The 21,420-nt window shown below is 57.6% G+C and carries 22 protein-coding genes; 12 read left to right on the top strand and 10 right to left on the bottom strand.

The window, feature by feature from the left end; genetic code table 11:
- Positions 1–11 precede the first annotated feature (11 nt).
- Positions 12–329 carry a thioredoxin gene (gene trxA / locus HMPREF1255_RS06070; protein ID WP_016455015.1) on the top strand — a complete coding sequence of 106 codons (318 nt, stop codon included), beginning with the start codon at positions 12–14 and terminating at the stop codon, positions 327–329.
- 424 nt (positions 330–753) lie between these two features.
- On the opposite strand, the gene HMPREF1255_RS06065 is transcribed toward trxA, so the two are convergent.
- The 8 genes from HMPREF1255_RS06065 to rpmH form a co-directional block, all read right to left on the bottom strand.
- Positions 754–1,644: a ParB/RepB/Spo0J family partition protein gene (locus HMPREF1255_RS06065; protein WP_016455016.1), complete on the bottom strand. Its 891-nt coding sequence runs from the start codon at positions 1,642–1,644 to the stop codon at positions 754–756.
- 52 nt (positions 1,645–1,696) lie between these two features.
- On the bottom strand, positions 1,697–2,512 hold the full coding sequence (locus HMPREF1255_RS06060; protein ID WP_016455017.1) for a ParA family protein: 816 nt from the start codon (positions 2,510–2,512) through the stop codon (positions 1,697–1,699).
- Entirely contained in the window at positions 2,512–3,120 is a 609-nt protein-coding gene (gene rsmG / locus HMPREF1255_RS06055; RefSeq protein ID WP_036917407.1) for a 16S rRNA (guanine(527)-N(7))-methyltransferase RsmG, read from the bottom strand. Before rsmG ends, HMPREF1255_RS06060 begins: the two co-directional genes overlap by 1 nt.
- 34 nt (positions 3,121–3,154) lie before the next feature.
- Positions 3,155–3,661 carry a R3H domain-containing nucleic acid-binding protein gene (locus tag HMPREF1255_RS06050; protein WP_024111096.1) on the bottom strand — a complete coding sequence of 169 codons (507 nt, stop codon included), beginning with the start codon at positions 3,659–3,661 and terminating at the stop codon, positions 3,155–3,157.
- A gap of 14 nt (positions 3,662–3,675) precedes the next feature.
- Positions 3,676–4,689 carry a membrane protein insertase YidC gene (gene yidC / locus HMPREF1255_RS06045; protein WP_051112325.1) on the bottom strand — a complete coding sequence of 338 codons (1,014 nt, stop codon included), beginning with the start codon at positions 4,687–4,689 and terminating at the stop codon, positions 3,676–3,678.
- A 78-nt stretch (positions 4,690–4,767) separates the two neighbouring features.
- Positions 4,768–5,007: a membrane protein insertion efficiency factor YidD gene (gene yidD, locus HMPREF1255_RS06040; protein WP_231376295.1), complete on the bottom strand. Its 240-nt coding sequence runs from the start codon at positions 5,005–5,007 to the stop codon at positions 4,768–4,770.
- Between the two features lie 8 nt (positions 5,008–5,015).
- A complete protein-coding gene (rnpA, locus tag HMPREF1255_RS06035; RefSeq protein WP_024111187.1) occupies positions 5,016–5,438 on the bottom strand; it encodes a ribonuclease P protein component in 423 nt (140 codons plus the stop codon).
- A 1-nt stretch (position 5,439) separates the two neighbouring features.
- Positions 5,440–5,577: a 50S ribosomal protein L34 gene (rpmH, locus tag HMPREF1255_RS09630; RefSeq protein ID WP_024111162.1), complete on the bottom strand. Its 138-nt coding sequence runs from the start codon at positions 5,575–5,577 to the stop codon at positions 5,440–5,442.
- Between the two features lie 323 nt (positions 5,578–5,900).
- Between rpmH and dnaA the strand changes: the two genes are divergently transcribed.
- A complete protein-coding gene (gene dnaA / locus HMPREF1255_RS06030; protein ID WP_016455023.1) occupies positions 5,901–7,337 on the top strand; it encodes a chromosomal replication initiator protein DnaA in 1,437 nt (478 codons plus the stop codon).
- 29 nt (positions 7,338–7,366) lie between these two features.
- Here the strand turns inward: dnaA and HMPREF1255_RS06025 are convergent, their stop codons facing one another.
- A complete protein-coding gene (locus tag HMPREF1255_RS06025) occupies positions 7,367–8,284 on the bottom strand; it encodes a diacylglycerol kinase family protein (protein WP_016455024.1) in 918 nt (305 codons plus the stop codon).
- A gap of 56 nt (positions 8,285–8,340) precedes the next feature.
- On the opposite strand from HMPREF1255_RS06025, the gene serS reads away from it, so the two are divergent.
- From serS to HMPREF1255_RS05980, 9 genes are all read left to right on the top strand, one after another.
- The gene (gene serS / locus HMPREF1255_RS06020; RefSeq protein WP_036917399.1) at positions 8,341–9,612 is read left to right on the top strand and encodes a serine--tRNA ligase; all 1,272 of its coding nucleotides are present in this window, start codon (positions 8,341–8,343) and stop codon (positions 9,610–9,612) included.
- Positions 9,613–9,885: 273 nt separating this feature from the next.
- On the top strand, positions 9,886–11,541 hold the full coding sequence (locus tag HMPREF1255_RS06015) for an FTR1 family protein (protein WP_024111152.1): 1,656 nt from the start codon (positions 9,886–9,888) through the stop codon (positions 11,539–11,541).
- A 12-nt stretch (positions 11,542–11,553) separates the two neighbouring features.
- The gene (locus HMPREF1255_RS06010) at positions 11,554–12,192 is read left to right on the top strand and encodes an iron transporter (RefSeq protein WP_016455027.1); all 639 of its coding nucleotides are present in this window, start codon (positions 11,554–11,556) and stop codon (positions 12,190–12,192) included.
- Between the two features lie 144 nt (positions 12,193–12,336).
- On the top strand, positions 12,337–13,647 hold the full coding sequence (locus HMPREF1255_RS06005; protein ID WP_024111008.1) for a DUF2318 domain-containing protein: 1,311 nt from the start codon (positions 12,337–12,339) through the stop codon (positions 13,645–13,647).
- 2 nt (positions 13,648–13,649) lie between these two features.
- Entirely contained in the window at positions 13,650–14,918 is a 1,269-nt protein-coding gene (locus HMPREF1255_RS06000; RefSeq protein ID WP_016455029.1) for an ABC transporter permease, read from the top strand.
- Positions 14,919–14,922: 4 nt separating this feature from the next.
- The gene (locus tag HMPREF1255_RS05995) at positions 14,923–16,053 is read left to right on the top strand and encodes an ABC transporter permease (RefSeq protein ID WP_024111202.1); all 1,131 of its coding nucleotides are present in this window, start codon (positions 14,923–14,925) and stop codon (positions 16,051–16,053) included.
- A 3-nt stretch (positions 16,054–16,056) separates the two neighbouring features.
- Positions 16,057–16,797, top strand: a complete 741-nt coding sequence (locus HMPREF1255_RS05990; protein ID WP_016455031.1) for an ABC transporter ATP-binding protein — start codon at positions 16,057–16,059, stop codon at positions 16,795–16,797.
- The gene (locus HMPREF1255_RS05985; RefSeq protein WP_024111053.1) at positions 16,797–17,243 is read left to right on the top strand and encodes an FMN-binding protein; all 447 of its coding nucleotides are present in this window, start codon (positions 16,797–16,799) and stop codon (positions 17,241–17,243) included. The genes HMPREF1255_RS05990 and HMPREF1255_RS05985 overlap by 1 nt, the downstream gene beginning before the upstream one ends.
- Positions 17,244–17,287: 44 nt before the next feature.
- The gene (locus tag HMPREF1255_RS05980; RefSeq protein ID WP_024111155.1) at positions 17,288–18,232 is read left to right on the top strand and encodes an FAD:protein FMN transferase; all 945 of its coding nucleotides are present in this window, start codon (positions 17,288–17,290) and stop codon (positions 18,230–18,232) included.
- Between the two features lie 146 nt (positions 18,233–18,378).
- Here the strand turns inward: HMPREF1255_RS05980 and HMPREF1255_RS05975 are convergent, their stop codons facing one another.
- Entirely contained in the window at positions 18,379–19,116 is a 738-nt protein-coding gene (locus HMPREF1255_RS05975; protein WP_024111177.1) for an NAD-dependent protein deacylase, read from the bottom strand.
- Between the two features lie 117 nt (positions 19,117–19,233).
- On the opposite strand from HMPREF1255_RS05975, the gene HMPREF1255_RS05970 reads away from it, so the two are divergent.
- Positions 19,234–21,231, top strand: coding sequence for an Ig-like domain-containing protein (locus HMPREF1255_RS05970; RefSeq protein ID WP_024111228.1), 1,998 nt, complete (start codon positions 19,234–19,236; stop codon positions 21,229–21,231).
- Positions 21,232–21,420: the final 189 nt, after the last annotated feature.

Genomic DNA, 21,420 nt, shown 5'->3' with positions numbered 1-21,420 from the left:
GAGAAATATCTATGGCAGTAAAAGAGGTAACGGACGCTGACTTCGACTCCGTTGTGAAGGGCAGCTCAAATCTGGTCATTGTGGATTACTGGGCAGACTGGTGCGGCCCCTGCCGTCAGCTCGCTCCTATTCTCGACGAGCTCTCGGGTGAATACTCCAACGTAGATTTTTTGAAGTTGGACACCAACGCTAACCCCAAGATTCCGATGCGCGAAGGTGTCATGGCTCTTCCGACGCTGCAGTTCTGGAAGGACGGCGAGATAGTCAAGGTCGTTCAGGGCGGCAAACCGCGTAATGCCCTTAAGAGCATTATCGACGAGTTAGCTTAACCGTAAAGCGGTATACCTATAAAGCGCTATGTCGAAATGTCGACATAGCGCTTTATTTATGCCTTTTGGCGTCCTCGTTCGTTTCTATGCGCATCCAGGCCATTTGCTTTCCTGAAACGTTGCCGGTCGCCTTGCGGCGCTTGTTTTTGAGAGGCCGCTGGGCTTTGCAAACATCCTTCGACGTCTCGAGTAGTTGTGTTTCACGTGAAACATTTTCTCTTTAATTACTTAGTGTCACGCGAAACGGTCTCTTGAACTAGGTTGGTGGGGGATTCGATTGTTGCGTAAAGACTAGAGTTTGGGCTGGCTGCTCTTGTTTCACGTGAAACACTTTCAGTCGTTCTCCCTTAAATTCGAGCATTTGTCGGGAAAGCGAAAAAAGGCTCTAGGTGTTAAACCTAGAGCCTTCATGTTTCACGTGAAACTATTCAAGTATTTGCAGTATTCTCTTCAGATCGCCTTCGTCCGCGAATTCAATGGTGACTTTGCCCTTCTTGGCACCCATTGTTAGCTTTACCCGAGTGTCGAGGAGGTCGGCAAGCCTATCTGCGACGCTGGCAAGCTCGGGCGATACTTCTCTTTTTGCTGGTGTAGGTTTTTTCTGCTCCCCTCCTGGCTTATACATGGCGACGAGCTCTTCTGCTGCTCGCACCGAAAGACCTTCTGCAACGATTCGTTGCGCCAACTGTTCTTGAGCTAGAGGATCGGTTAAAGCAAGGAGTGCTCTAGCGTGACCCGCGCTCAAAACCTCCGCTGCCACCCTGCGCTGAACTGAAGCCGGAAGCTTCAAGAGGCGAAGTGTGTTTGAAATGTGTGGACGAGACTTCTTGATGCGGGTGGCCAGTTCCTCTTGTGAGCAGTCGAAATCGTCCAAAAGCTGCTGATAAGCAGCGGCTTCTTCGAGCGGGTTGAGTTGAACCCTGTGTAGGTTCTCCAAGAGAGCGTCGCGAAGTAGGTCTTGGTCGTCAGTGGCTCGAACAATTGCAGGAATTGCCTTTAGGCCAGCTAGTTTGTGTGCGCGCCAGCGTCGCTCACCCATGATTAACTCGAAGCCGTCTCCTTTTTCACGTACCACAATCGGTTGCAGCAGCCCGACTTCTTTTACAGAAGCTGCGAGCTCCTCAAGGTCTTCTTCGTCGAATACCTGACGTGGCTGCGCTGGGTTTGGATGAATCTTCGAAACGGCGATTTCTTTGAAATACGAGCCGTCTGGCATCTTATCCGAAGCTTGCTGAGGGTTAGCCTCTGAAATTCCATCTGTCCGCGTGAAAAGTTCGCCCAGTCCCCTGCCAAGTCCGCCTTTGCCAGCGCTCATTCAAGCTCCTAATAAAAAAAGTCTGCCGAACGTTTCGGCAGACTTTAGATTATCATCGAGTGGAAAGCTCGTAGGCAACTTTTCTGTAGGCCTTCGCACCAACTGATTTCGGGTCGTACTCCAAAATCGTTTGACCATAGCTCGGTGCCTCGCTGATTCGCACTGATCTCGAGATGACGGTCTTAATGATCTGGTCTGGGAAGTGTTTAGCGATTTCCGCTGCGACCTGGCTTGAAAGCTTCGTGCGAGCGTCGTACATCGTCAGCAAAATTCCGCTGACACGAAGATTAGAGTTTAAATTCTGTCGAATCATCGAGATGGTGTGCATCAACTGGGTTAGACCCTCGAGTGCGTAATACTCAGTTTGGATAGGTATCAAAAGCTCGTTTGCTGCGACCATTGCGTTAACGGTCAATAAGCTTAGTGACGGAGGGCAGTCGAAAAAAACCCAATCGACGTCGTTTGACTCTTCGTAGTCTTTTAAAGCCTGAGCAATGCGCTGCTCACGTGCAATCAACGACACTAGCTCGATCTCTGATGCTGAAAGATCGACAGTTGCTGGCAAAACCTTAAGGTTTTCCGATTCCGGAGACGTCTGAGCTAGATCTGCGATGCTCTCGTGGCCGATCAGCACCTCATACGTGCCTTTAGTGCCAGGAGAATGCTCGATTCCTAGCGCAGTCGACGCATTTCCCTGTGGGTCCATGTCTATCAACAGAACCTTGTGACCCTCGCGAGCTAATGCGGAAGCTACGTTGACTGCAGTTGTTGTCTTCCCCACTCCCCCTTTTTGGTTTGCCACAACCACTCTGCGGGTTTGTTCAGGAACAGGAATGGTGAAATCCGTTTCACGTGAAACATTCGCCATTACTTCTCCTTAGATGTGACTCGAACGATCCATGTCGGTTCTGAATTGGCCAAAGCGTGAACCTCGATAATCTCTGCGCTGGCCCTAAGCTTCTTAAGTTTAGCTCTACTCTTCTCCACTTCAACGGAAGCGTTTTTGCCTTTGAGGGCAATCAGTTGTCCCTTTGGCAAGAAGAGATCGCAAGTGAATCCTAAAAGTTTTGGTAAAGCCGCAACTGCCCTAGCCGTAACGACGTCAAACTTCTCTTGGACGTCTTCTGAACGGCCTCGAATTACTCTGACTCGATCGGCTAGACCAAGCTCGTCAATTGCTAGCTCAAGAAATTTTGCCCGTCGTTCAAGCGATTCAATGAGCGTGACGTCGATGTCATCCCTAGCTATCGCTATTACCAAGCCTGGCAGGCCGGCTCCGCTGCCGACGTCAGCGACTTTCGCATTTGCAGGAATGAAATCAACAAGAACTGCGCAGTTGAGGATGTGTCGACTCCAAATGCGCTCGTTCTCGCTTGGGCCAAGGAGGCCCCATTCGTTTCCACGATTAGTCAATATGTCGACATATCGACTAATCGCTTTCTCGTCTTTGAATAAATTGAGGGTGCCCTCCGGCATCTTCTCTGTCGCCACCAGGGCACCTCCCAACTGACTAGCTCTGCTCGGACATTACGATGACGCAACGGTTGGGCGCTTTACCCTCGGACTCGCTGTAGAGGCCAGCCTCCGCTACGGCGTCGTGAACAATCTTGCGCTCGAACGGATTCATCGGCTCGAGCTTTACAGATTCTCCGGAGTCCTTAACTTCATGAATCACCTGCGCGGCAAGGTCCTTTAATTCCTGCTTGCGCTTTTCGCGGTAGCCAGCGATGTCCACCATCAGCTTGCTGCGGTTGCCGGTCTCGGTGAGCACGGCAAGACGAGTCAGCTCCTGAAGAGCCTCGAGCACTTCCCCATTCTTGCCGACGAGCTTATCGTCATCGGTGATGATGGAAACGTGAGCGCGATCGCCCTCGGTATAAATATCGATGTCGCCGTCCAGGTCCGAGATCTCAAGTAAATCCTCGAGATAGTCGGCAGCGATATCGCCCTCGGTGTCGAGAATCGCGAGTTTCTCGTCTAGTTCTTCGTCGTGCGGTTCAACATTTTCGTCAGTCATGGATTACTCCTGAACTATTTCTTTTTCTTACGGGCTGAACGAGGCTGGCGCTGAATCTGCTGCCGTTGAACTGTACGTTTCGGAGCCTCGGAGTTCTTTTTGGTGGTCTTACGGTTGGTGCCCTGTCGAGTCACGCGAGTGGTGTCGGTGACGGTCTTGGAATCGGCTTTGCGAGGTGCCTTGCGGGCCTTATCGGCGCGACGACGCTCGATCTCTTTCGGGTCCTTTCCCTTGGTCTTCATGCGGTCTTCCCAGTCGAGGTACGCGGGAGTGCCGGGCGTCGGGTAGGTGCGGATGATGATCATCTGCTGGCCGACGGTCCAGATATTGCTGAAGAACCAGTAGACCAGAACGCCGATCGGGATGATCGGGCCGGAAATGAAGTACATGAACGGCAGTATGTACAGCATCATCTTCGATTGCTGCCCCATCGGGCCCTCGAGTGCACTCGGCGGCATGTTGCGGCGCATCATGTGGATCTGCTGCCAGAACAGCAGACCGGTCATGCAAAGAATAAGAATAATCGCGAGGATCTGGGTGGCGCCGAAGCCGTTGTCGAGCGGAAGGAGCGTGCCGGATAGTTGAGCGCCGAAAATGTTGGCGTCGGACAACGACTTGACCAGTTCGGGGTCTTTTTCAAACCAGTAGCCAACTGGATTGTTGCGCGCTGCGCCGTTAAGTACGCGGAATAGCGCCCAGAAGATCGGCAGCTGCAGCAGAAGCGGCAGGCAGCTGGCCATCGGGTTGACGCCCTCTTCCTGATAGAGCTTCATCGTCTCTTGACCGATGCGCTCGCGATCGGCGCCGTATTTCTCCTGCAGCGCCTTCATCTTGGGCTGCAACGTCTGCATTGCCCTAGACGAGTTCAACTGCTTGATGTACAGGGGAAGAAGCAGCGTGCGGACAAAGATGGTCAGCATCGCGATGGCGCAGATCCAGGTGACGCCAGAGTAGTAGCCGAATAGCGGCGTGATGATGTCGTGGAAGAGCTTTAGTAATCCCGAGATCGCCCAGTAGAGCGGGCTCATGATGGCTCGGCCGATGTCGCCAAGCCCGAGCGGGATTAATGCGTTCAGGGAAATTAGCACTGTTGCTTCACCTTTATTCTATTCGGCTGGTGCGAAGTTTTTGTAGTCGTCTAGCTCGGTGCCAGGCACCAAGTCGAAGCCGCCCGCCGACCACGGGTGACAACGAAGTATGCGTCGAATCGTCAGCGCCCCACCGCGAAGCGCACCGTGATTTGTCACAGCTACCAAGCCGTATAGAGAGCAGCTGGGATAGTACCTGCACACGTCTCCGTAGAGCGGCGAAACGAATCGCCGCCAGGCCTTGATGAACCAAATCATTAGGTGCTTCATCGGTTTTGTCGGGCCACCAATTTTTTCTCTGCCCTAGACCAGGTTTTCGCTAGATCGTCCTCGACTAGCTCCGGTAGCTTCGCCGCGTCTGGAAGCGCGCGTACGACAATCTGACGCAATCCGGCCTGCGAGGCGGGAGTGGCGGACGAGGCGTCCTCGTCGGCCAAAAGTTTGCGGCACATATGTCGAAGCCTGCGCTTGACGCGGTTTCGGGTGACGGCGTTTCCAACCCGCTTAGACACGACGAAACCCACCTGCGTGTTTGCAGGTGGGCGCGTTATGCCTTCGGCGCTAGATGCCGAAGTAGTATCCGCTAGTCGCGCGTGTACCACCACGGTGGATCCGCCCGCCCGGACGCCTCTCTTTACAGTCGAGGCGAAGTCGGCAGTCGAGCGTAGCCTGGCCTGGGCGGCTAGCACGCTAGGCCGACAGGACTGCGCGACCCTTGCGGCGGCGTGCGGAAAGAACTGCACGTCCTGCGCGGGTACGCATCCTCGCGCGGAAACCATGCTTGCGCGAACGGCGACGATTGCTCGGCTGGTAAGTGCGCTTGCTCACGATTTATCTCCGTTAGTTGTTGGGGGCCGCCTTGCGAGCATGATGCTTGCGAGGCGGTATTTTTCGGTCTTGGTTGCCGCGTCGTGAACGTGCCCGTCCCCTGTCTTGGCGCAGGGCTACCCAGGCAGCAACTAAAGCGGCTATCCAATGTTAGGCCCTCGAGGCCTTAATAACAAAAGAGTTGGCAAAGTGTTGAGTTATTTGCAATCGCTCTCATCTTTGATTTTAGGGCTAGGCTAGCTTTTACCACTTTTAAAGGGGGCCGATTAAAGTTATGGCCCTGAGGCAGAAATTTTGAAATCTTCACCGATTGGAGGGGCGGCGTGAGCGAATTAGGTTCCGAACTTGGAGCTCTCCCTGATCGCGTCGAAACCCCATCCGCCCAGGATGCCTGGCAGAAAGTCCTGGACGCGGCCGATGCCGCCGCCCGTGCCTGGCTGCGCAGCTCGAAGCCGCTGACCGTCCACGAGTCGACGCTGATGGTTGCGGTGCCGAACGAATTTACCCGCGAGCGCATCGAGAGCAGGCAGCGGGTGCAGATCGAAGACGTGCTCTCGGACCTCTTCCATAAGTCAATGCGGCTGGCCATCACCATCGAACCTGATCTGGAACTGGCGCTCGAGCCGCCGGTGCGCGACGACGAGGACGAGGAACCCGTAGAGGTGGCTAAGTTCGTCCCCAAGCAGAACGTGCACGAGCTGATCGCCTCGGATGCACAGCCCGCCGACGACGGTGACAGGCTGAACCCGAAGTACACCTTCGACAACTTCGTCATTGGTAGCTCAAACCGCTTCGCGCACGCGGCTGCCGTCGCTGTCGCAGAGGCCCCGGGCAAGGCGTACAACCCGCTGATGATTTACGGTCAGTCCGGGCTGGGCAAGACGCACCTGCTGCACGCGCTCGGACATTACGTTCGAAACTACTACCAGGACGTGCGGGTCAAATACGTCTCCACCGAGGAGATGACCAACCACTTCATTAACGCCATTTCGGAGAACCGCACCAACGAGTTCCGCCGCTCTTACCGCGAGGTGGACGTGCTCTTGATCGACGACATTCAGTTCTTGGAGTCGAAGATTCAGACGCAGGAGGAGTTCTTCCACACCTTCAACACGCTGCACAACGCGCAGAAGCAGATTGTGATGACCTCCGACCGCCCGCCGAAGGCGCTCGAGGCCCTCGAACCCAGGCTACGCAGCCGGTTCGAGTGGGGGCTGATTACGGATATTCAGCCGCCGGACCTAGAAACCCGAATGGCAATTTTGCAGCGCAAGGCAATCAGCGAGCGCCTGAAGGTGCCCGTAGATGCGCTGGAATTTATCGCCTCGAACATCACCACGAACATTCGTGAGTTGGAGGGTGCGCTGATCAGGGTGACGGCGTTCGCGTCGCTCAATGGCCAGGCCGTCGACCTCAAGCTGACTGAGGACGTCTTGCAGGACCTCATCCCTGCCGGCTCGGAGCGCGAGGTCAATGCGCAGACCATCATCGAGGAGACCGCCAACTACTTTGGCATCACCCCCGAGGAGGTTTGCTCCACCTCGAGGACGCAGACTCTGGTGCGCGCTCGTCAGGTGGCCATGTATCTGTGCCGCGAGCTAACCGAGCTTTCGCTGCCGAAGATCGGCACCGAGTTCGGCGGCAAAGACCACACGACGGTCATGCACGCGGTGAAGAAGATTCGCCAACTGATGGCCGAGCGCAGGAGCGTCTACAACCAGGTCACCGAGTTGACGAACCTAATCAAGAACGGCGGTTAGTCGAGCGGCTAAACCGCTCGGTGGGGGAGTTAGCTGAGCGCTTCTTTCGGGTTCCAAATCACCTTGAGCGCGTCGGGCACGATTTCGTAGACGAAGTCTTGTCCCTCGCCCATGGTGTCGCCGTCGATCTCGTAGGGGGTTGGTTCTTCCATTTGAATGTGCAGGCGCTGCCCGGAAACCATCGAGATCGCCTCTCGCTTGAACAGCAGCTTGCCGAGCAGTTTCGCCCAACCGCCCAGGCCCTTCGGCGAGGCCATCATAAGGTCTAGGACCCCGTCGTTCGGCTTGGCCTGGGGGATTAGCTCGAAGCCGGCCTGCAACTTGGCCACGTTGGCAACGAGCACGAGCGCGGCCTTTCGGTTGTCCTTCTTGTATCGCCTGCCGTGGTCGTCGTCCATGCGGTATTTGAGCCGACGCAGGGGAGCGTCGAAGTTCTTGATGAAGCTGGCGGCGTACGCGCCTGCCCCGACTACGGACTTCAATTTTTCGTCGGTGTTCTCCATCAGCTGGGCGTCGAAACCTATGCCGCCCATCACCATCAGGTGCTCGGCCTCGTCCTCGTTGCCGTCGACGGTCAGCTTGATCGCGTCTAGCGCGTTGGCTTCGCCGCTAAAAGCGTGTTTGGCTGCGTCGGCCATATCGAGTGGGATGTTCAGATTTCGGGCAAGCAGGTTTCCTGTGCCGCCGGGCAGCAGGGCGACAGGAATGTCTGAACCCACCAGTTTTGAAAGAACAACCCGCACTGTTCCGTCGCCGCCGCAGACCAACACCAGGTCGCAGCCGGATTCGCGCGCCTGTTTTGCCATCTCGTAGCCCGGATCATCTTCGGAAGTTTCCAGGTATTCGGGCTTGTCGTAGCCGGCCTCTTGGGCCTGGGCATCAATAAGTTTCTTGAAATCCTGCTCGTCAACCTTGACTGGATTGAAGATAACCACCGCTTTTGACATGTCATAACGCTAACAGGTGTTCGCCAGCGTGAACCGCAAATAGTAAGCTAATGGACATGATTGACCCTAAGTTGATCCGTGAGGATCCTGATTTAATTCGTCGCTCGCAGGCTCGTCGTAACGCGCCGGTGGAATTGGTAGACCGGGCGGTCGCCGCAGACCAGAACCGTCGATCAACCATCGCAAAGTTCGAGTCAACCAGGGCCAGTCAGAAGAAGATCGGTGGCCAGATCGCCAAGGCGTCGGATGAGGAGCGCAAGGAGCTGCTCGCCAAGACTAAGGAGCTGGCCGCTGAGGTTAAGTCTTTGCAGGCTCAGGCGGACGAAGCCGAGAAGGAATTCCACGACGTAGCCATGGCTCTCGGCAATATCGTCATCGACGACGTACCGGAGGGCGGCGAGGACGACCTTTACGTCATCGACGAGTGGGGCACTCCCCGAGATTTCGAGGCCGAGGGCTTCGAGGCGGCAGACCACTTGGAGATCGGCGAGAAGATCGGTGCTCTGGACATGGAGCGCGGCGCCAAGGTTTCCGGTTCGCGCTTTTACTTCCTGACGGGTCCGGGCGCGATGCTCGAGTTCGCCCTGATTCAGCACTCGCTGTCGAAGGCGCTTGAGTGGGGCTTCCAGCCGATGATCGCTCCGGCGCTGGTTAAACCGTCTGCCATGGACGGCACTGGATTCCTCGGTCAGGCCGCCGACGACGTCTACCACCTCGAGCGCGACGACATGTATTTGGTCGGCACCGCGGAGGTTTCGCTCGCCGGCTTCCACTCCGACGAGATCTTGCCGCAGGAGACCCTGCCCAGGCATTACGCGGGCTTCAGCTCGGCGTTCCGTCGCGAGGCCGGCAGCTACGGCAAGGACACCCGAGGCATTTTCCGTGTGCACTGGTTCGACAAGTTCGAGATGTTCGTCTACTGCGCGCCCGAGGACGCCGAGGCCGAGCACCAGAAGCTGCTGGGCTACGAGAAGGACTTCCTGACTTCTCTCGAGATTCCGTTCCAGGTTCTCGACGTCGCCAGCGGCGATCTCGGCCTTTCCGCGGCCCGCAAGTACGACTGCTACGCCTGGTTCCCGGGCCAGCAGCGCTACCGCGAGGTGACCAGCACGTCGAACTGCACCACGTTCCAGGCCCGCCGACTGAACATCAGGATGCGCGGCGAGGACGGCGTCCGGCCGCTGGCCACCCTGAACGGCACGCTGTGCGCCATGACGCGAATCATCGCAGCGATTCTGGAGAATTACCAGAACGAAGACGGTTCGGTGACCATTCCGAAGGTTCTTCGCCCCTACTTAGGTGGCCGCGAACGTTTCGAGGTCCTGTAAATAATTAAAAATTTGGCCCGCCGGATTTTTCCGGCGGGCTTTTTTTAATTGTTAAAAAGTTCTTTTTACTTAATTCACAGGAGTATCTTTTCTTTTTGCTTAGGTGAGCCTTGCAAAAAATGTGACTGAAACCATTTCGTTATGAAACATTGCTTTCAGATAGGGATACCTAACCTAATTAATGCTATATATTGTTTGCGAGAAAGACCGGTAAAGGTTTTTCTGCTCAGAAGGGGAGCAGCCTTCTGAAGCTAACTTGACTTGAGAGTTGACGTGAATAAAGAAAATATCGATATAGCCATTCGGCCCAGTGCGGAGGAGGACGGCGCATCGCGCGCGAGCCGTCCTAGCCGGATGAAGGCTTGGGCGCTGCCACTTCTTTTGGTGGCGGTGTGCATCGGCATGTTCAGTAATCTTTTCGCCCCGGTCGCTAAGGCGGAGCAGAACTACGACGAAGTCGTCGCTGCGATGTCCGAGAAGATCCAGCAGATCCCGGGGCAGTACGAGGCCGGCGATCTGGACGGTATTAAGACGTCTATCCGTCAGGCTTACTACGAGAACTACCAGACCAGCGGTCTCGAAGATCAGATCAAGCACCGTCTGGGTGATGAGCGCTCGGCCGAGTTCGTCAAGGCGCTGCTAGACCTACGCACGCAGGCGAACTCAGGGGTGCCTGCCGCTGATCTCGAGAAATCCTCAATGGACGTGATAGGCAAGCTGGAGGCCAACGTCAAGGAGCTCGAAGATGCGCCGGAGCTAAACGACCAGTGGACGCGCGTCGCAGGCAACATTTCGGAGCTGCTGACCACCGCCAAGGACGAGTACGCGGCCGGTAACTTCGAGAAGGCGTACAAGGCTGCGACCGACGCCTACCTCGCCCAGTACGAGGCGAATGGCCTTGAGAAGGCCACAATCTCTTACATCGGCCAGTCCCGTGTGTCTCAGCTCGAGGGGCTATACGCCGACATGCGTCAGATGGCCAAAGACCAGTCGAAGAGCGCCGACGAGTACGCCGCTGTTGCTGATGAATTGATCTCTTACGTCCAAGAGGACGCCAAGGAGCTCGACGAGCTGACCGCACCGGACGCCGAGCTCGGCTGGCGTGGCTTCTTCGCGTCGTTCCTGATTCTGCTGCGTGAGGGCGCCGAGGCTTTGTTAGTTGTTGCGGCGGTCGTCACCTACGCTCTCAAGGGACAGCGTCGCGACCAACTGATGGGCATCCTCGTTGGCGTTCTCGCTGCGCTTGCCATCTCGGTTGGCCTGGCAATCGTGTTCGCCAATATCACCGCATCCGCGTCGAGCGGTTTCTCGCAGGAGTTCATCGAGGGCATCACAGGCTTGCTGGCCGTCGTGATGCTGATCTGGGCGTCGAACTGGATTCTCAACAAGGCCAGCGGAAACAAGTGGGAGCAGTACATCGAGCGCACCGCGGGCGAGAAGGCCGCGAAGGGGGGCGTGTTTGCGCTAGCCATGGTGGCGTTCCTGGCCGTGCTGCGAGAGGGGTCCGAGACGGTGCTGTTCTATCTGCCGATCATCGCGGGTGCAAAGAACGGCGCCGACCACGCGAAGATCTGGCTGGGCGTCGGCCTCGCAGTGCTGATCCTCGCGATCTTGTTCCTGTTGGTCTGGAAGTTTGGCGTCCGGCTGCCCATGAAGGCCTTCTTCAAGTGGACGTCGATTTTGCTTGGGCTGCTCGCCATCACCATCGCTGGTGGTGCGGTGAAGGAGTTCCAGGACGCGACAATAATTTCGTCGCATCGGGTCGAAGGTATGCCCGAGATATCTCTGTTGGGTGTCTACCCGACTGTCGAATCGCTGGGGGCGCAGCTGCTGGTAATCGTCATTTTGGCGGTGCTCGGCTGGCTGCAATACCGGCAATCAAATAAATCCGGGGAAGCCACCGTCGTGGCCGAAGCCCCACAAAACTGAAAGGAGTAATCAGTGAAGAAACTTATTGCGCTGATTGCCGCTTTGCTCATGGCGCTGGCCTTCACGGCTTGTGACAGCACCGACAAGAAGGCCGATAGCGATGCTAAGCCGGCCGAGTCCGCTGCCGCTACTGAGGCTGCCGAAGAGTCCACCGATCCTGACGTCATTGGTATCAATGAGATTCCGGTTGGCGATTCTGGCCCGCAGAAGAATGGTTCCCTCGAGGTAGACCTGGTTTACTTCCAGGCTGTCGACATGGAGCACGGCTCGATGTCCATGCCTCCGGCTTCCGAGTCTGACATGCACTTCGAGATCGATGTAAAGACCACCGACGAGGCCAAGGCTTGGGGTTACGACGCCGATCAGTTCCTGCCTTACCTCGACCCGAAGGTTGAGATCAAGGACGTCAACACTGGTGAGGTAATCGATCCGGGCACCATGATGCCGATGATCGCTTCTGACGGCCCGCACTACGGCAACAACATCAAGCTGAAGCCGGGCAAGTATGACGTCACCGTCACCATCGCCTCGCCCGCCGACGAGTTCATGCTGCACACCGGCAAGGACTCCTCTGGCGTTAAGGGCCGCTTCTGGACCGAGCCGCTGAAGTTCGAGTTCAAGAACTGGAACTGGGACGGCCAGCTCGTCTAGTTAGAGTTCTCGCGTGCACCCCGGAAGGTTTCTGCCTTCCGGGGTGTCGCAGTAAAAGCGGTGAGTGGACGAATAACTCGTTTCTTGGAGCTCGTCGTATGATTGGAAAATCTGTTTGCTGAATAATTAGCTGAGGCTTAACAAATGCTTAAACTCTTCGTTGCCGCTGTACGGCTGTCGATGCCGCTGCTGCTGACGATCGCCATTTTGTTGGCGTCTCGCGCTCACGCACCGATGGAGCGTAGGACGGTTTCTCGAATTACTTGGGCGGTGACCGTGCTTTCTCTCGCTTCCGGTGCCGTGTTGGCCCAGCTGCGAATAAACACCACGCTCATCAACATCCCGACGATGAATACTATCGTCGGCATTCCCGCGATTATCTCCGCGATCGTCTTCCTGGTTGCCGTCTGGATGTTCGGCAACCGAGATCTGCACGACATCGAGCAGACCGGACGTCATCGCTTCTTGACGATCTCCGCCCTGGTGACCCTAGCGTTCAACTCGGTATTCCTGGGCTTCCCATACTTCTTCGGCACGGACGGCGTCGTCTTGATGGGTTCGAGTCTGTTCGAGTCAGAATCGCTGCTTCGCTTGGCCGGCTTTGTGCTGGGCACTCTGCTAGTGCTGGTCGCCTGCTGGTGTTACGTGAAATCCGCTCGCCGAGTTCCCTGGGTGGTCAGAACGGTCATCACCGTCGTCGTCTTTTTGGCCATCATCGGCCCGCGCGCGGTGCTGCTTTATCAGCAGCTTTCCACCAGGGGAGTGCTGCCCAAGAGCAACCTGATCTTCGACATGGTGTTGTGGATTCAGTACAACGGCCCGATCACCCAGCTGGTGCTCGCGGTTCTGATCGGCGTCCCGAGCTTGATCGCGCTGTGGACGCATCCGCGTGGGCCCGTCGCAAATCCGGCACTGGGCAGGATCCGCAAGGCCGACATGATTTCACGGCGCAAGTTTTTCGCGCTTTCGCTGGTGCTTAGCATCCTGTTCGGCGTGACACTGACCCTCGGCCACGCGAAGGCCGAGGCTAAACCGGAACTTTCGCCGATCGAGCCATCGGTGATCCAGGACGACAAGGTGCTCGTCGACCGCGCCACCGTCTCCGACGGTCACCTGCACCGCTTCGCCATCACGACCCGTGCCGGCAAGGAATACCCCGGCAAGGCAGGCGGCATCTACAAGACCCAGGGAGGGGTGGAGGTGCGCTTCATTGTCATCATGAAGAACGAGACGGCGTTCGGCACCGGCCTGGATGCCTGCGAGATCTGCGGCGATTCGGGCTATTACGAGTCCGACGGCAAGGTGATCTGCGAAAAGTGCAACGTAATGATGAACATCCAAACCATCGGATTCCCCGGTGGCTGCAACCCGATTCCGATTTCCTACGAGGTGGTTGGTGACAACCTGCAGTTCTCGCTGGACGAGCTGGAATCTCAAGAGAACGTTTTTAGGTAAACATGTTTTTCTGGCGAATGATTTTCCGCGCGCTGCGCAGGCAGATGTCCAAGCGTCTGCTGGTTGCGGTGACTATCTTTTTGGGTGCGAGCCTGACCACGTCGATGTTTGCCGTAATGCTGGACGTTGGCGACAAGATCAAGCAGGAGCTCGGCAGCTACGGCGCCAATATTCAGGTGCTGCCTAAGGGCGCCGCGGTGATCTCCGACATGTACGACGTAGACACCGACCAGGCCCAGGGTGCTTTGCGCGAGGACGAGCTGCCCAAGTTGAAGACGATCTTCTGGGCGTACAACATCGAGGACTTTGCACCTTTTTTGGAGACCCACGCGAACGTCGGTGGTGAGGATATGAAGGTGCAGGGAACTTGGTTCCACAACACCATCGATCTGCCGACGGGCGAGGACGTCACCACCGGTCTGCAGGGTATGCGCGACTGGTGGCAGGTTGAGGGCCAGTGGGCCTCTGACTTTGGCGAGGCCATGGTGGGTAGCTCTGTGGCTAAGAAGAATGGTTGGTCGGTTGGCGATCAGATAGAAATTTCCTCCGACAAGGGCACTTCTTCCCTGAAGATTGCGGGCATCTACACGGCTGGATCCGACGAGGATCGCACGATGTACATTCCGTTGTCCGAGGCGCAAAAGCTGAGTGATCGTCCGGGCCAGGTCGGAAAGATCGAGGTTCGCGCGCTGACCACGCCGGATAACGAGTTAGCTAGCCGTGCGGCCCGCGATCCGAGCACGCTTTCGCTTGAGGAATGGGAGACCTGGTACTGCACGGCCTATGTTTCTTCGATCTCGTATCAGATCGAGGAGGTCATGACTAACGCCGACGCTAAGGCCGTCCGTCAGATCGCCGACACCGAGGGCGTGATCCTCGACAAGACGCAGATGATCATGACGATGGTCGCCGGCTTCGCGATGATCGCGGCAGCGCTGGGCATCGCCAACTTGGTTACCGCGTCGGTGATGGAGCGAAGCAAGGAGATCGGCCTGATGAAGGCGCTGGGCGCCAGGAACGGTTCGATCATCGGGCTGATCCTGACGGAGACGCTGGTTGTCGGCCTGATCGGTGGCGGCCTCGGGTTCTTCGCTGGCGTCGGGCTGGCGCAGCTGGTTGGGCACCTGGTGTTCGGATCGGCAATCACGATCCGGCCTGTGGTTGCCCCGCTGATGGCATTGATCATCTTGTTGACTGTCGTCATCGGCTGCATCCCCTCGATTCATTCGATGCTCAAGCTGACACCTACCCAGGTTTTGCACGGACGGTGATTTGATGAACAGCAAGCAAAGGCGCATGTATCTGCGCATGATCACGAAGTCGCTGTGGCGACGGATGTCTCGAGTGTTGATTGCGTCGCTTTCTATCGCGGTTGGCGCGGCAACGCTTTCCGGGCTCGGCCTGGTGGCGTACACCGTCCCCAAGCAGCTGACAGCCGAGCTGCGCAGCTACGGCGCTAACATGGTGGTGCTGCCGCAGGGAGCCGACGCGATCAGTCCCGACAAAGTCGAGGACGTCGACAAGCTGGCCGGCGACAAGACTCTCGGCAGGGCCGGCTATCAATACTCGAACCTGCTGTATAACCAGCAGTCGATTCAGGTGGTTGCAACCAACATGGACGACGTCGCAAAGGTTCGTCCTTATTGGGAGATCGACGGCGAAAGGCCAACCGGGCCCGACCAGATTTTGGTGGGGGAATCGGTGGCGGAGCTTTACCGCTTCGAGATCGGTAAGAACGTCGGACTGACAGAACCGACCACCGAGAAGGGCACGGCCAAACAGCTCAAGGTCTCCGGAATTCTGCGCACGGGCGGGCCAGAGGACGACTCCATCGTCATGACGCCCGAGGGCCTAGCGCAGTTCAACGTGCAGCCCGGCTACAACCTAGTGGAGTATTCCATCGACGGTGATACGGCGACAATCAACCAGCTAGCCGGCGAGATAACCGAGTCCAACGAGGGCGTCGAGGCCGAGGTGGTTCGTCGCACCAGCGAGAACGAATCCGGCATTGCGCAGACCATGCAGACCCTGATCTGGATGGTGAGCGCGATCATCGTCGTGCTGACCGTCATCTCGGTTTCGGCGACATTGAACGCCATCGTCACCGAGCGCGCCAAAGAATTCGGCCTGAAGAAGGCGCTGGGCGCGCTGAGTAATGACATCATGGGCGAGCTGCTGGGCGAATCCGTGCTGCTCGGCCTGTTCGGTGGCGCAATCGGTGTGGCCGTCGGCATCTGGATCGCCGACGTCATCTCGGTGCGCGCTTTCGCCATCGACCTAAACATCAACTGGTGGGTTGTGCCAATCACACTGCTAATTTCCACCGCGATCAGCCTGGCGGGCACGCTGCTGCCCGCCCGCAGGATCTCGCAGATCAAACCAAGTAACGTTTTGAGCGGAGAATAAGAAATGGACGCGAAAATTCAGCCAGCCGAATCGGTTTACTCGGTTCGCGGGGTCAGCCGCAGGTACGGCGACCTGGCCGCGCTCGACAACGTCAGCCTCGAGATCACCCGGGGCGAATGGGTGAGCATCGTCGGGCCTTCTGGCTCCGGAAAGTCGACGCTGATGAACATTCTGGGCTGCATGGACACGCCCACCGACGGCGTCGTGCTGCTGGAGGGCGACCGCCTGGACAAGATGGGCGAGCCGGAGCTCGCTAACGTGCGTCGTCACAAGATCGGCCTGGTTTTCCAGCAGTTCCACCTGGTCAAGCACCTGAATGCGGTGGAGAACGTGATGTTGGCGCAGTACTACCACTCGATTCCCGACGAGCAGGAGGCCATGGCCGCGCTCGAACGTGTCGGCATGGCGGATCGCGCCACGCACCTGCCAAGCGAGCTGTCCGGTGGTGAGCAGCAGCGCGTTTGTGTTGCCCGCGCGCTCATCAATCACCCGTCGGTGATCTTGGCCGACGAGCCCACCGGCAACCTGGACGAGGTGAACGAGAAGATCGTCATCGACTTCTTCCACCAGCTCCACGACGCCGGCACCACGCTGATCGTCGTCACGCATGACGCCGAGGTGGCTGCCCAGGGGCAGCGTCAGATCATCCTCGAGCACGGCAGGATCGCGCGCGAGGTGAACGACATTTCCGCGACACCGACCAAAGGCAGCGCCCGCTACCGCACCGAAGAAAAGGAAGCCTAATGCGCAAGACAGACGCCACACTCATGCTGGCCGCGGCCATCGGAACGATGTTACTGAGCGGGTGCGTGCCTAAGTCCGCACCTGTTTCCGAGCTGCCCGACGGCTCTTACACTGGTCAGTCCGAGCCTGAGCGCGACGGCTCGGTCGGCACTGTTGACTTCACCATTTCCGGGGGCAAAGTCACCGACGTCTCGTTCATCATTCGAGACAAGGACGGCACTCCTCACGACGAGAATTACGGCCTGGGATCCGACGGAACACCTGCTGACAAGACGTTCTACCAGCGTGCCCAGAACGCGATCGAGGCCGAAAAGTCGTACATGAGCCAGTTGAAGGAAACAAATAATCAAAATGAGGTCGAATCTATCGCTGGCGCCTCAGTTAGCTATAGGGTCTTCTTAGGTGCTATCCGCGACGCCGTCGAGTCGGCTAACGAAGCTGGTTAACGTCTTGCGGTTGTGTCTTGGTTCGAAAGGGGAAAATTTACCGAATGGATGATTCGGTAGGTTCAAGAACTGTAAAGACCACTTTTCGCACGATGGGCACCCTGGCCAGCGTGTCGTGTAGCTACGACACTGCTCCTCCTGGCGTCGATACGGGGATCACGCTCAAAGCGCGGCTCCAGGAGGAGTGCCGCCGGCTCGAGCTGTTGCTCAGCCGGTTCATCCCCGATTCCGACGTTTCTCGCATCTGCGCTAACCGCGGTTATTGGGTTTCGGTTAGCCCGGAAACTTTCGAAGTTCTCTTCGCAGCACTTCGGCTGAGCAAACGGCTGGACGTCTTCAACATCTTCATGGGTGCCCAGGCATCTTCCTGGCAGCAGTTGGGGGAGAGCGGGTTCCCTCGTGCGTCTGCTGCTGCCGGCAGCCTGGAACTTCGCGACGGTCAAGCCCGTCTGGATGCTCCTGCGGGCACGATCATCGATCTCGGGGCGATTGCGAAAGGTTATGCTGCCGATCGGCTAGCTCAGATTGCGCTCGATGCTGGCGCTACCAGCGTCGTTTCTAGTCTTGGGACGTCGTCCATTCGGGTGAGTGGGCGTCCCGTGAAAATCGGCGTCCAAAGCCCGTGGGAGGGTTGGGAAACATTCGGAACGTTGACCATCTCGGACAGGTCGCTTTCTGTTTCCGCGGATATGGGCAGCAAAATCACCCGTGGGCGTCAGGGCAGCCACGTCCTGCATCCACAGACGGGGGCGCCAGCACTGACCGACCTGGTGGCAGTGCTCGTCGTCGGGCCTGACGGCATGACCTGCGAGGCCTATTCCACCGCGTTTCTTGCGATGGGTCTCGACGACGCGATCGTGTTAGATCAGCAAACCCCGCAGATCGACTGCTTATTCATGACACTCGACGGGCGTTTTTTGGCTAGCCCGAACCTGGATCTCACCGCGATGCCGGGCCTCCAGACCTGGTTGCGGGCAGTTCGCGGTTAAATTTCTGCCAAATCGTACTCGCTATTTCTAAAAATCGAGTTCTTTTTTTGCGGCCAACACTCTGACTAGGGGTTTTGTGGTGCGCTTCCAGGAAAGCTCGATTAGCGAGTGGGATTTGGCAGAAATACGGCTCGGTGGCGGGCCGGTTATTCCACTGCCGCGGTCATGACTTCGTCGATGGAATCGCGAATAACCAGGTCTGCCTGGTTATCGGCCGGGGTAGCGTCCCTGTTAATTAGCACTAGGTGGCTGCCCCGGTAGTAATTGATCATGCCTGCTGCAGGGTAGACGTTGAGCGAGGTGCCGCCGATGATGAGCAGGTCTGCGCTCTCGATCGCCCTGACGGCCTCGCTGATGACCTCGGGGTTGAGGCCCTCCTCGTACAGCACGATGTCTGGGCGAACCTGCTTGCCGTCGACGGGGCAGTGCGGCACCCCGGTGGACTCCTTCATCCAGACCTTGTCGTAGACGTGGCCGTCTGGGCAGTAGTTGCGGTCGACGCTGCCGTGTAGCTCCCAGACCGTTTTCGAGCCGGCTTCTTGGTGTAGGCCGTCGCAGTTTTGCGTCACGATTGCCTTGATGTGGCCGAGCTCCTCGAGTTTGGCGAGCGCGGTGTGTGCCCCGTTTGGCTTGGCTTCGGGGAAGATCATGTGCGCGCGGTGGAAGTCGTAGAACGCTTCGGGGTCTTGCAGGTAGCAGCTGTGGCTGAGCATGTATTCGGGAGGCATGTTGCCTTTGGCCGTGGTGTACAGGCCGGTGGCTGAGCGGAAATCGGGGATGCCGGAGGCGGTGGACACCCCGGCGCCGCCAAAGAAGACGCCTCGTTTTGCTTTAGATAGCCACTGGGCTAGCTGTTGGATTTCTTCCTTATTTAACTCGCTCATGACCTCAAGTCTACGAGTGTGCAGTCTCAAGTGAGGGTTTAGGCATTTAACGGCCTTTATTTAACGTATCGGCGTCTTGCTGGTTAGCGTGCGTGTCAAGACAAGAGGGGAAGATCCATGTCCAAACTTTCTAAACTGCTTGCAGCCCCACTGGCTGCTGTGCTGCTGGTTGGTGGTTACGCCGCAACGTCGTCGGCTTCGTCCGCCAAGGACGCGGAGCTGGGTGTTTCGCTGGGCGGCACTGATACTTCCGTCGTCGGAGAGGCGACCGTCTCGCTGAGTCAGGACGAGGTCATGGCCACTAGCCAGGCGGAGCTGAAGAAGCTGCGCGGTGCCATGTTCGACAAGAACGTTAAGTTCGACGGCAAAGCGCTGCAGAGCGTCGTCGCTGAGAACGGCATGAACAAGCAGCAGTACCTTGATGCCGTGGTCTGGGACTCGGCTCTCGAGAAGGTTGCTGTTCAGCGTGCGTTCGAGCAGACCATCGCTAAGGGTCACACCCGTCCGGATGGTTCCAAGCCGAAGACCGCAACTCTCGACGGCCGCGATGCTGGTTTCGAGATTTTGGCGTCCGGCACGAGCATGGACGTCAAGGGTGCGATTGATCTTTGGGCATCCGAGGAGAAGGACCTGGCCGCAACTGAGGGCAAGTGGACCAGCGATACCGCCCATCTGCACAACCTTTTGAACCCGAAGAGCCGCGCGCAGGCATTCGCTCTGGTTTCCGGAGCCGACCGCAGTTTCGTTGCTGGCCAGTTTTATTTCGACGGCAACGCTGACGCCAAGCCTGCCGGCCTGAATGGCGATTACAAGCTGTCTTCTGTCGTCAATGTGAACGCCAACGAGGTCACTTCGGTAGCTAACTCCAATCTGGCCGTTGGCGAGTCCACCAAGATGGTGGTTAGCGCCGGCAACCTTACCCTTAGGGTGAAGGAGTTCGCCTCCAGCGCGCCCGAGATTGCGAAGGTCGACTCCGCCACAGGTGAGGTGACCGGCGTTGCTGCCGGCGAGGCCACCATCACCGCCACTCTGGCCGACGGCGCCACCACCGAGTCCACCTTCACCATCGGTGGCACAAAGTCCGGCGATAAGGACCTCGGGAAGGCCACTTTGACCACCACCGCAGGTGAGGGTCTGAAGGCCGGCGACGATGTTGGTTTCAGCGTTAAGCTGGACGACCAGTCCATCACCCCGACTCTTAAGTGCGAGTATGCTGCCGACGGCACCACCTTCGAGGCCGTCGAGTGCGACGCCAAGCTGAAGATTGCCGCCGATGGCTCGAAGCTGCGCGTCACTGTTGCGGCTGACGGGTACCAGCCCAAGCAGCTGGGACACACTTTCGCTTTCATCGAGAAGGTTGATGCCAGCGGCACAAAGACTAAGGAGCCGAAGGCTGATGCGGTTCCGGAAGCGGGCGCCACCGAGTCCGCTGCCCCGAACGCTTCCGTCAAGCCTTCCGCAGCGCAGACCAGCGCTACTCATCCTGTTGCTTCCGAGTCGGCGACCAAGTCGTCTGTCGAGACTCCTGCTGCAGAGGCGAGCGAGACCTCGGCCGAGGAAACTCCGTCTGCTGCCTTGAGTGAGTCTCCTGCTGCCTCGCCCGCGGAAACTGAGACCAGCACTGGGAAAACCGAAAAGGTGACTGAGGAGAACACCGAGTCGGCGGAGCCTTCACCAACCGAAACCTCTAAGGCCCCTGAGGCTAAGGTCGTCCTGGACAAGTCCGAGATCTTCCCCGGCGAATCAGTGATGGCCAATGGCTCCGGTTTCGTGCCTGGCGAGAAGATCGAGGTTGAGTTCCACTCCACCCCGGTAAGCCTCGGCACTGTGACCGCTGAGGAGGACGGCACTTTTGTCGCCGAGGTGAAGACCCCGAAGGCAGCCCAGGCTGGCGAACACAACATCGTGTTCAAGGCAAAGGAAACCACTCTCGAGCTGCCGATCACCGTGAATGCAGTGACCAAGGCTTCCCCGACTGCAACTCCTGTTGCCGCGCCAAAGGGCCTGCCGAGGACGGGTGGCCCGGTTGGCGTGGGAATCCTGGCGATTGCAGTGTTTGGTGGCTGCGCGATTGCCTTCGGCGCCCGCAACGCAGCCCGAAGGGGAGACCTATAAATCGCCCCTACATATAAGGTGTAAAAACAAGTTAATAACTGCTTTTCGGAAGCAATCTAAATAGCGTTTTGCCGCGGCCCTCGCCGCGGCAAAACTGCGTATAGGAGGGGTAGCGAGGTGTGAAATAACAGGTGTAATAAGTGCGGTATGACGGAGAAATCTCTGTCTATGAAACCTATCTTGCTCAGG

It is taken from the genome of Propionimicrobium sp. BV2F7 (assembly GCF_000510445.1).
Classification (GTDB): Bacteria; Actinomycetota; Actinomycetes; order Propionibacteriales; family Propionibacteriaceae; genus Propionimicrobium; species Propionimicrobium lymphophilum.
The sequence above is the reverse complement of the archived record's forward strand: the minus strand, read 5'-3'. Positions and strand labels throughout refer to the sequence as shown.

What these genes read in the sequence shown, in the direction of transcription:
- trxA (WP_016455015.1), top strand. Translation starts at nt 12, where the DNA reads ATGGCAGTAAAAGAGGTAACGGACGCTGACTTCGACTCCGTTGTGAAG.
- HMPREF1255_RS06065 (WP_016455016.1), bottom strand. Translation starts at nt 1,644, where the DNA reads ATGAGCGCTGGCAAAGGCGGACTTGGCAGGGGACTGGGCGAACTTTTC.
- HMPREF1255_RS06060 (WP_016455017.1), bottom strand. Translation starts at nt 2,512, where the DNA reads ATGGCGAATGTTTCACGTGAAACGGATTTCACCATTCCTGTTCCTGAA.
- rsmG (WP_036917407.1), bottom strand. Translation starts at nt 3,120, where the DNA reads ATGCCGGAGGGCACCCTCAATTTATTCAAAGACGAGAAAGCGATTAGT.
- HMPREF1255_RS06050 (WP_024111096.1), bottom strand. Translation starts at nt 3,661, where the DNA reads ATGACTGACGAAAATGTTGAACCGCACGACGAAGAACTAGACGAGAAA.
- yidC (WP_051112325.1), bottom strand. Translation starts at nt 4,689, where the DNA reads ATGAGCCCGCTCTACTGGGCGATCTCGGGATTACTAAAGCTCTTCCAC.
- yidD (WP_231376295.1), bottom strand. Translation starts at nt 5,007, where the DNA reads ATGATTTGGTTCATCAAGGCCTGGCGGCGATTCGTTTCGCCGCTCTAC.
- HMPREF1255_RS06025 (WP_016455024.1), bottom strand. Translation starts at nt 8,284, where the DNA reads ATGTCAAAAGCGGTGGTTATCTTCAATCCAGTCAAGGTTGACGAGCAG.
- serS (WP_036917399.1), top strand. Translation starts at nt 8,341, where the DNA reads ATGATTGACCCTAAGTTGATCCGTGAGGATCCTGATTTAATTCGTCGC.
- HMPREF1255_RS06005 (WP_024111008.1), top strand. Translation starts at nt 12,337, where the DNA reads ATGCTTAAACTCTTCGTTGCCGCTGTACGGCTGTCGATGCCGCTGCTG.
- HMPREF1255_RS06000 (WP_016455029.1), top strand. Translation starts at nt 13,650, where the DNA reads ATGTTTTTCTGGCGAATGATTTTCCGCGCGCTGCGCAGGCAGATGTCC.
- HMPREF1255_RS05995 (WP_024111202.1), top strand. Translation starts at nt 14,923, where the DNA reads ATGAACAGCAAGCAAAGGCGCATGTATCTGCGCATGATCACGAAGTCG.
- HMPREF1255_RS05990 (WP_016455031.1), top strand. Translation starts at nt 16,057, where the DNA reads ATGGACGCGAAAATTCAGCCAGCCGAATCGGTTTACTCGGTTCGCGGG.
- HMPREF1255_RS05985 (WP_024111053.1), top strand. Translation starts at nt 16,797, where the DNA reads ATGCGCAAGACAGACGCCACACTCATGCTGGCCGCGGCCATCGGAACG.
- HMPREF1255_RS05980 (WP_024111155.1), top strand. Translation starts at nt 17,288, where the DNA reads ATGGATGATTCGGTAGGTTCAAGAACTGTAAAGACCACTTTTCGCACG.
- HMPREF1255_RS05975 (WP_024111177.1), bottom strand. Translation starts at nt 19,116, where the DNA reads ATGAGCGAGTTAAATAAGGAAGAAATCCAACAGCTAGCCCAGTGGCTA.
- HMPREF1255_RS05970 (WP_024111228.1), top strand. Translation starts at nt 19,234, where the DNA reads ATGTCCAAACTTTCTAAACTGCTTGCAGCCCCACTGGCTGCTGTGCTG.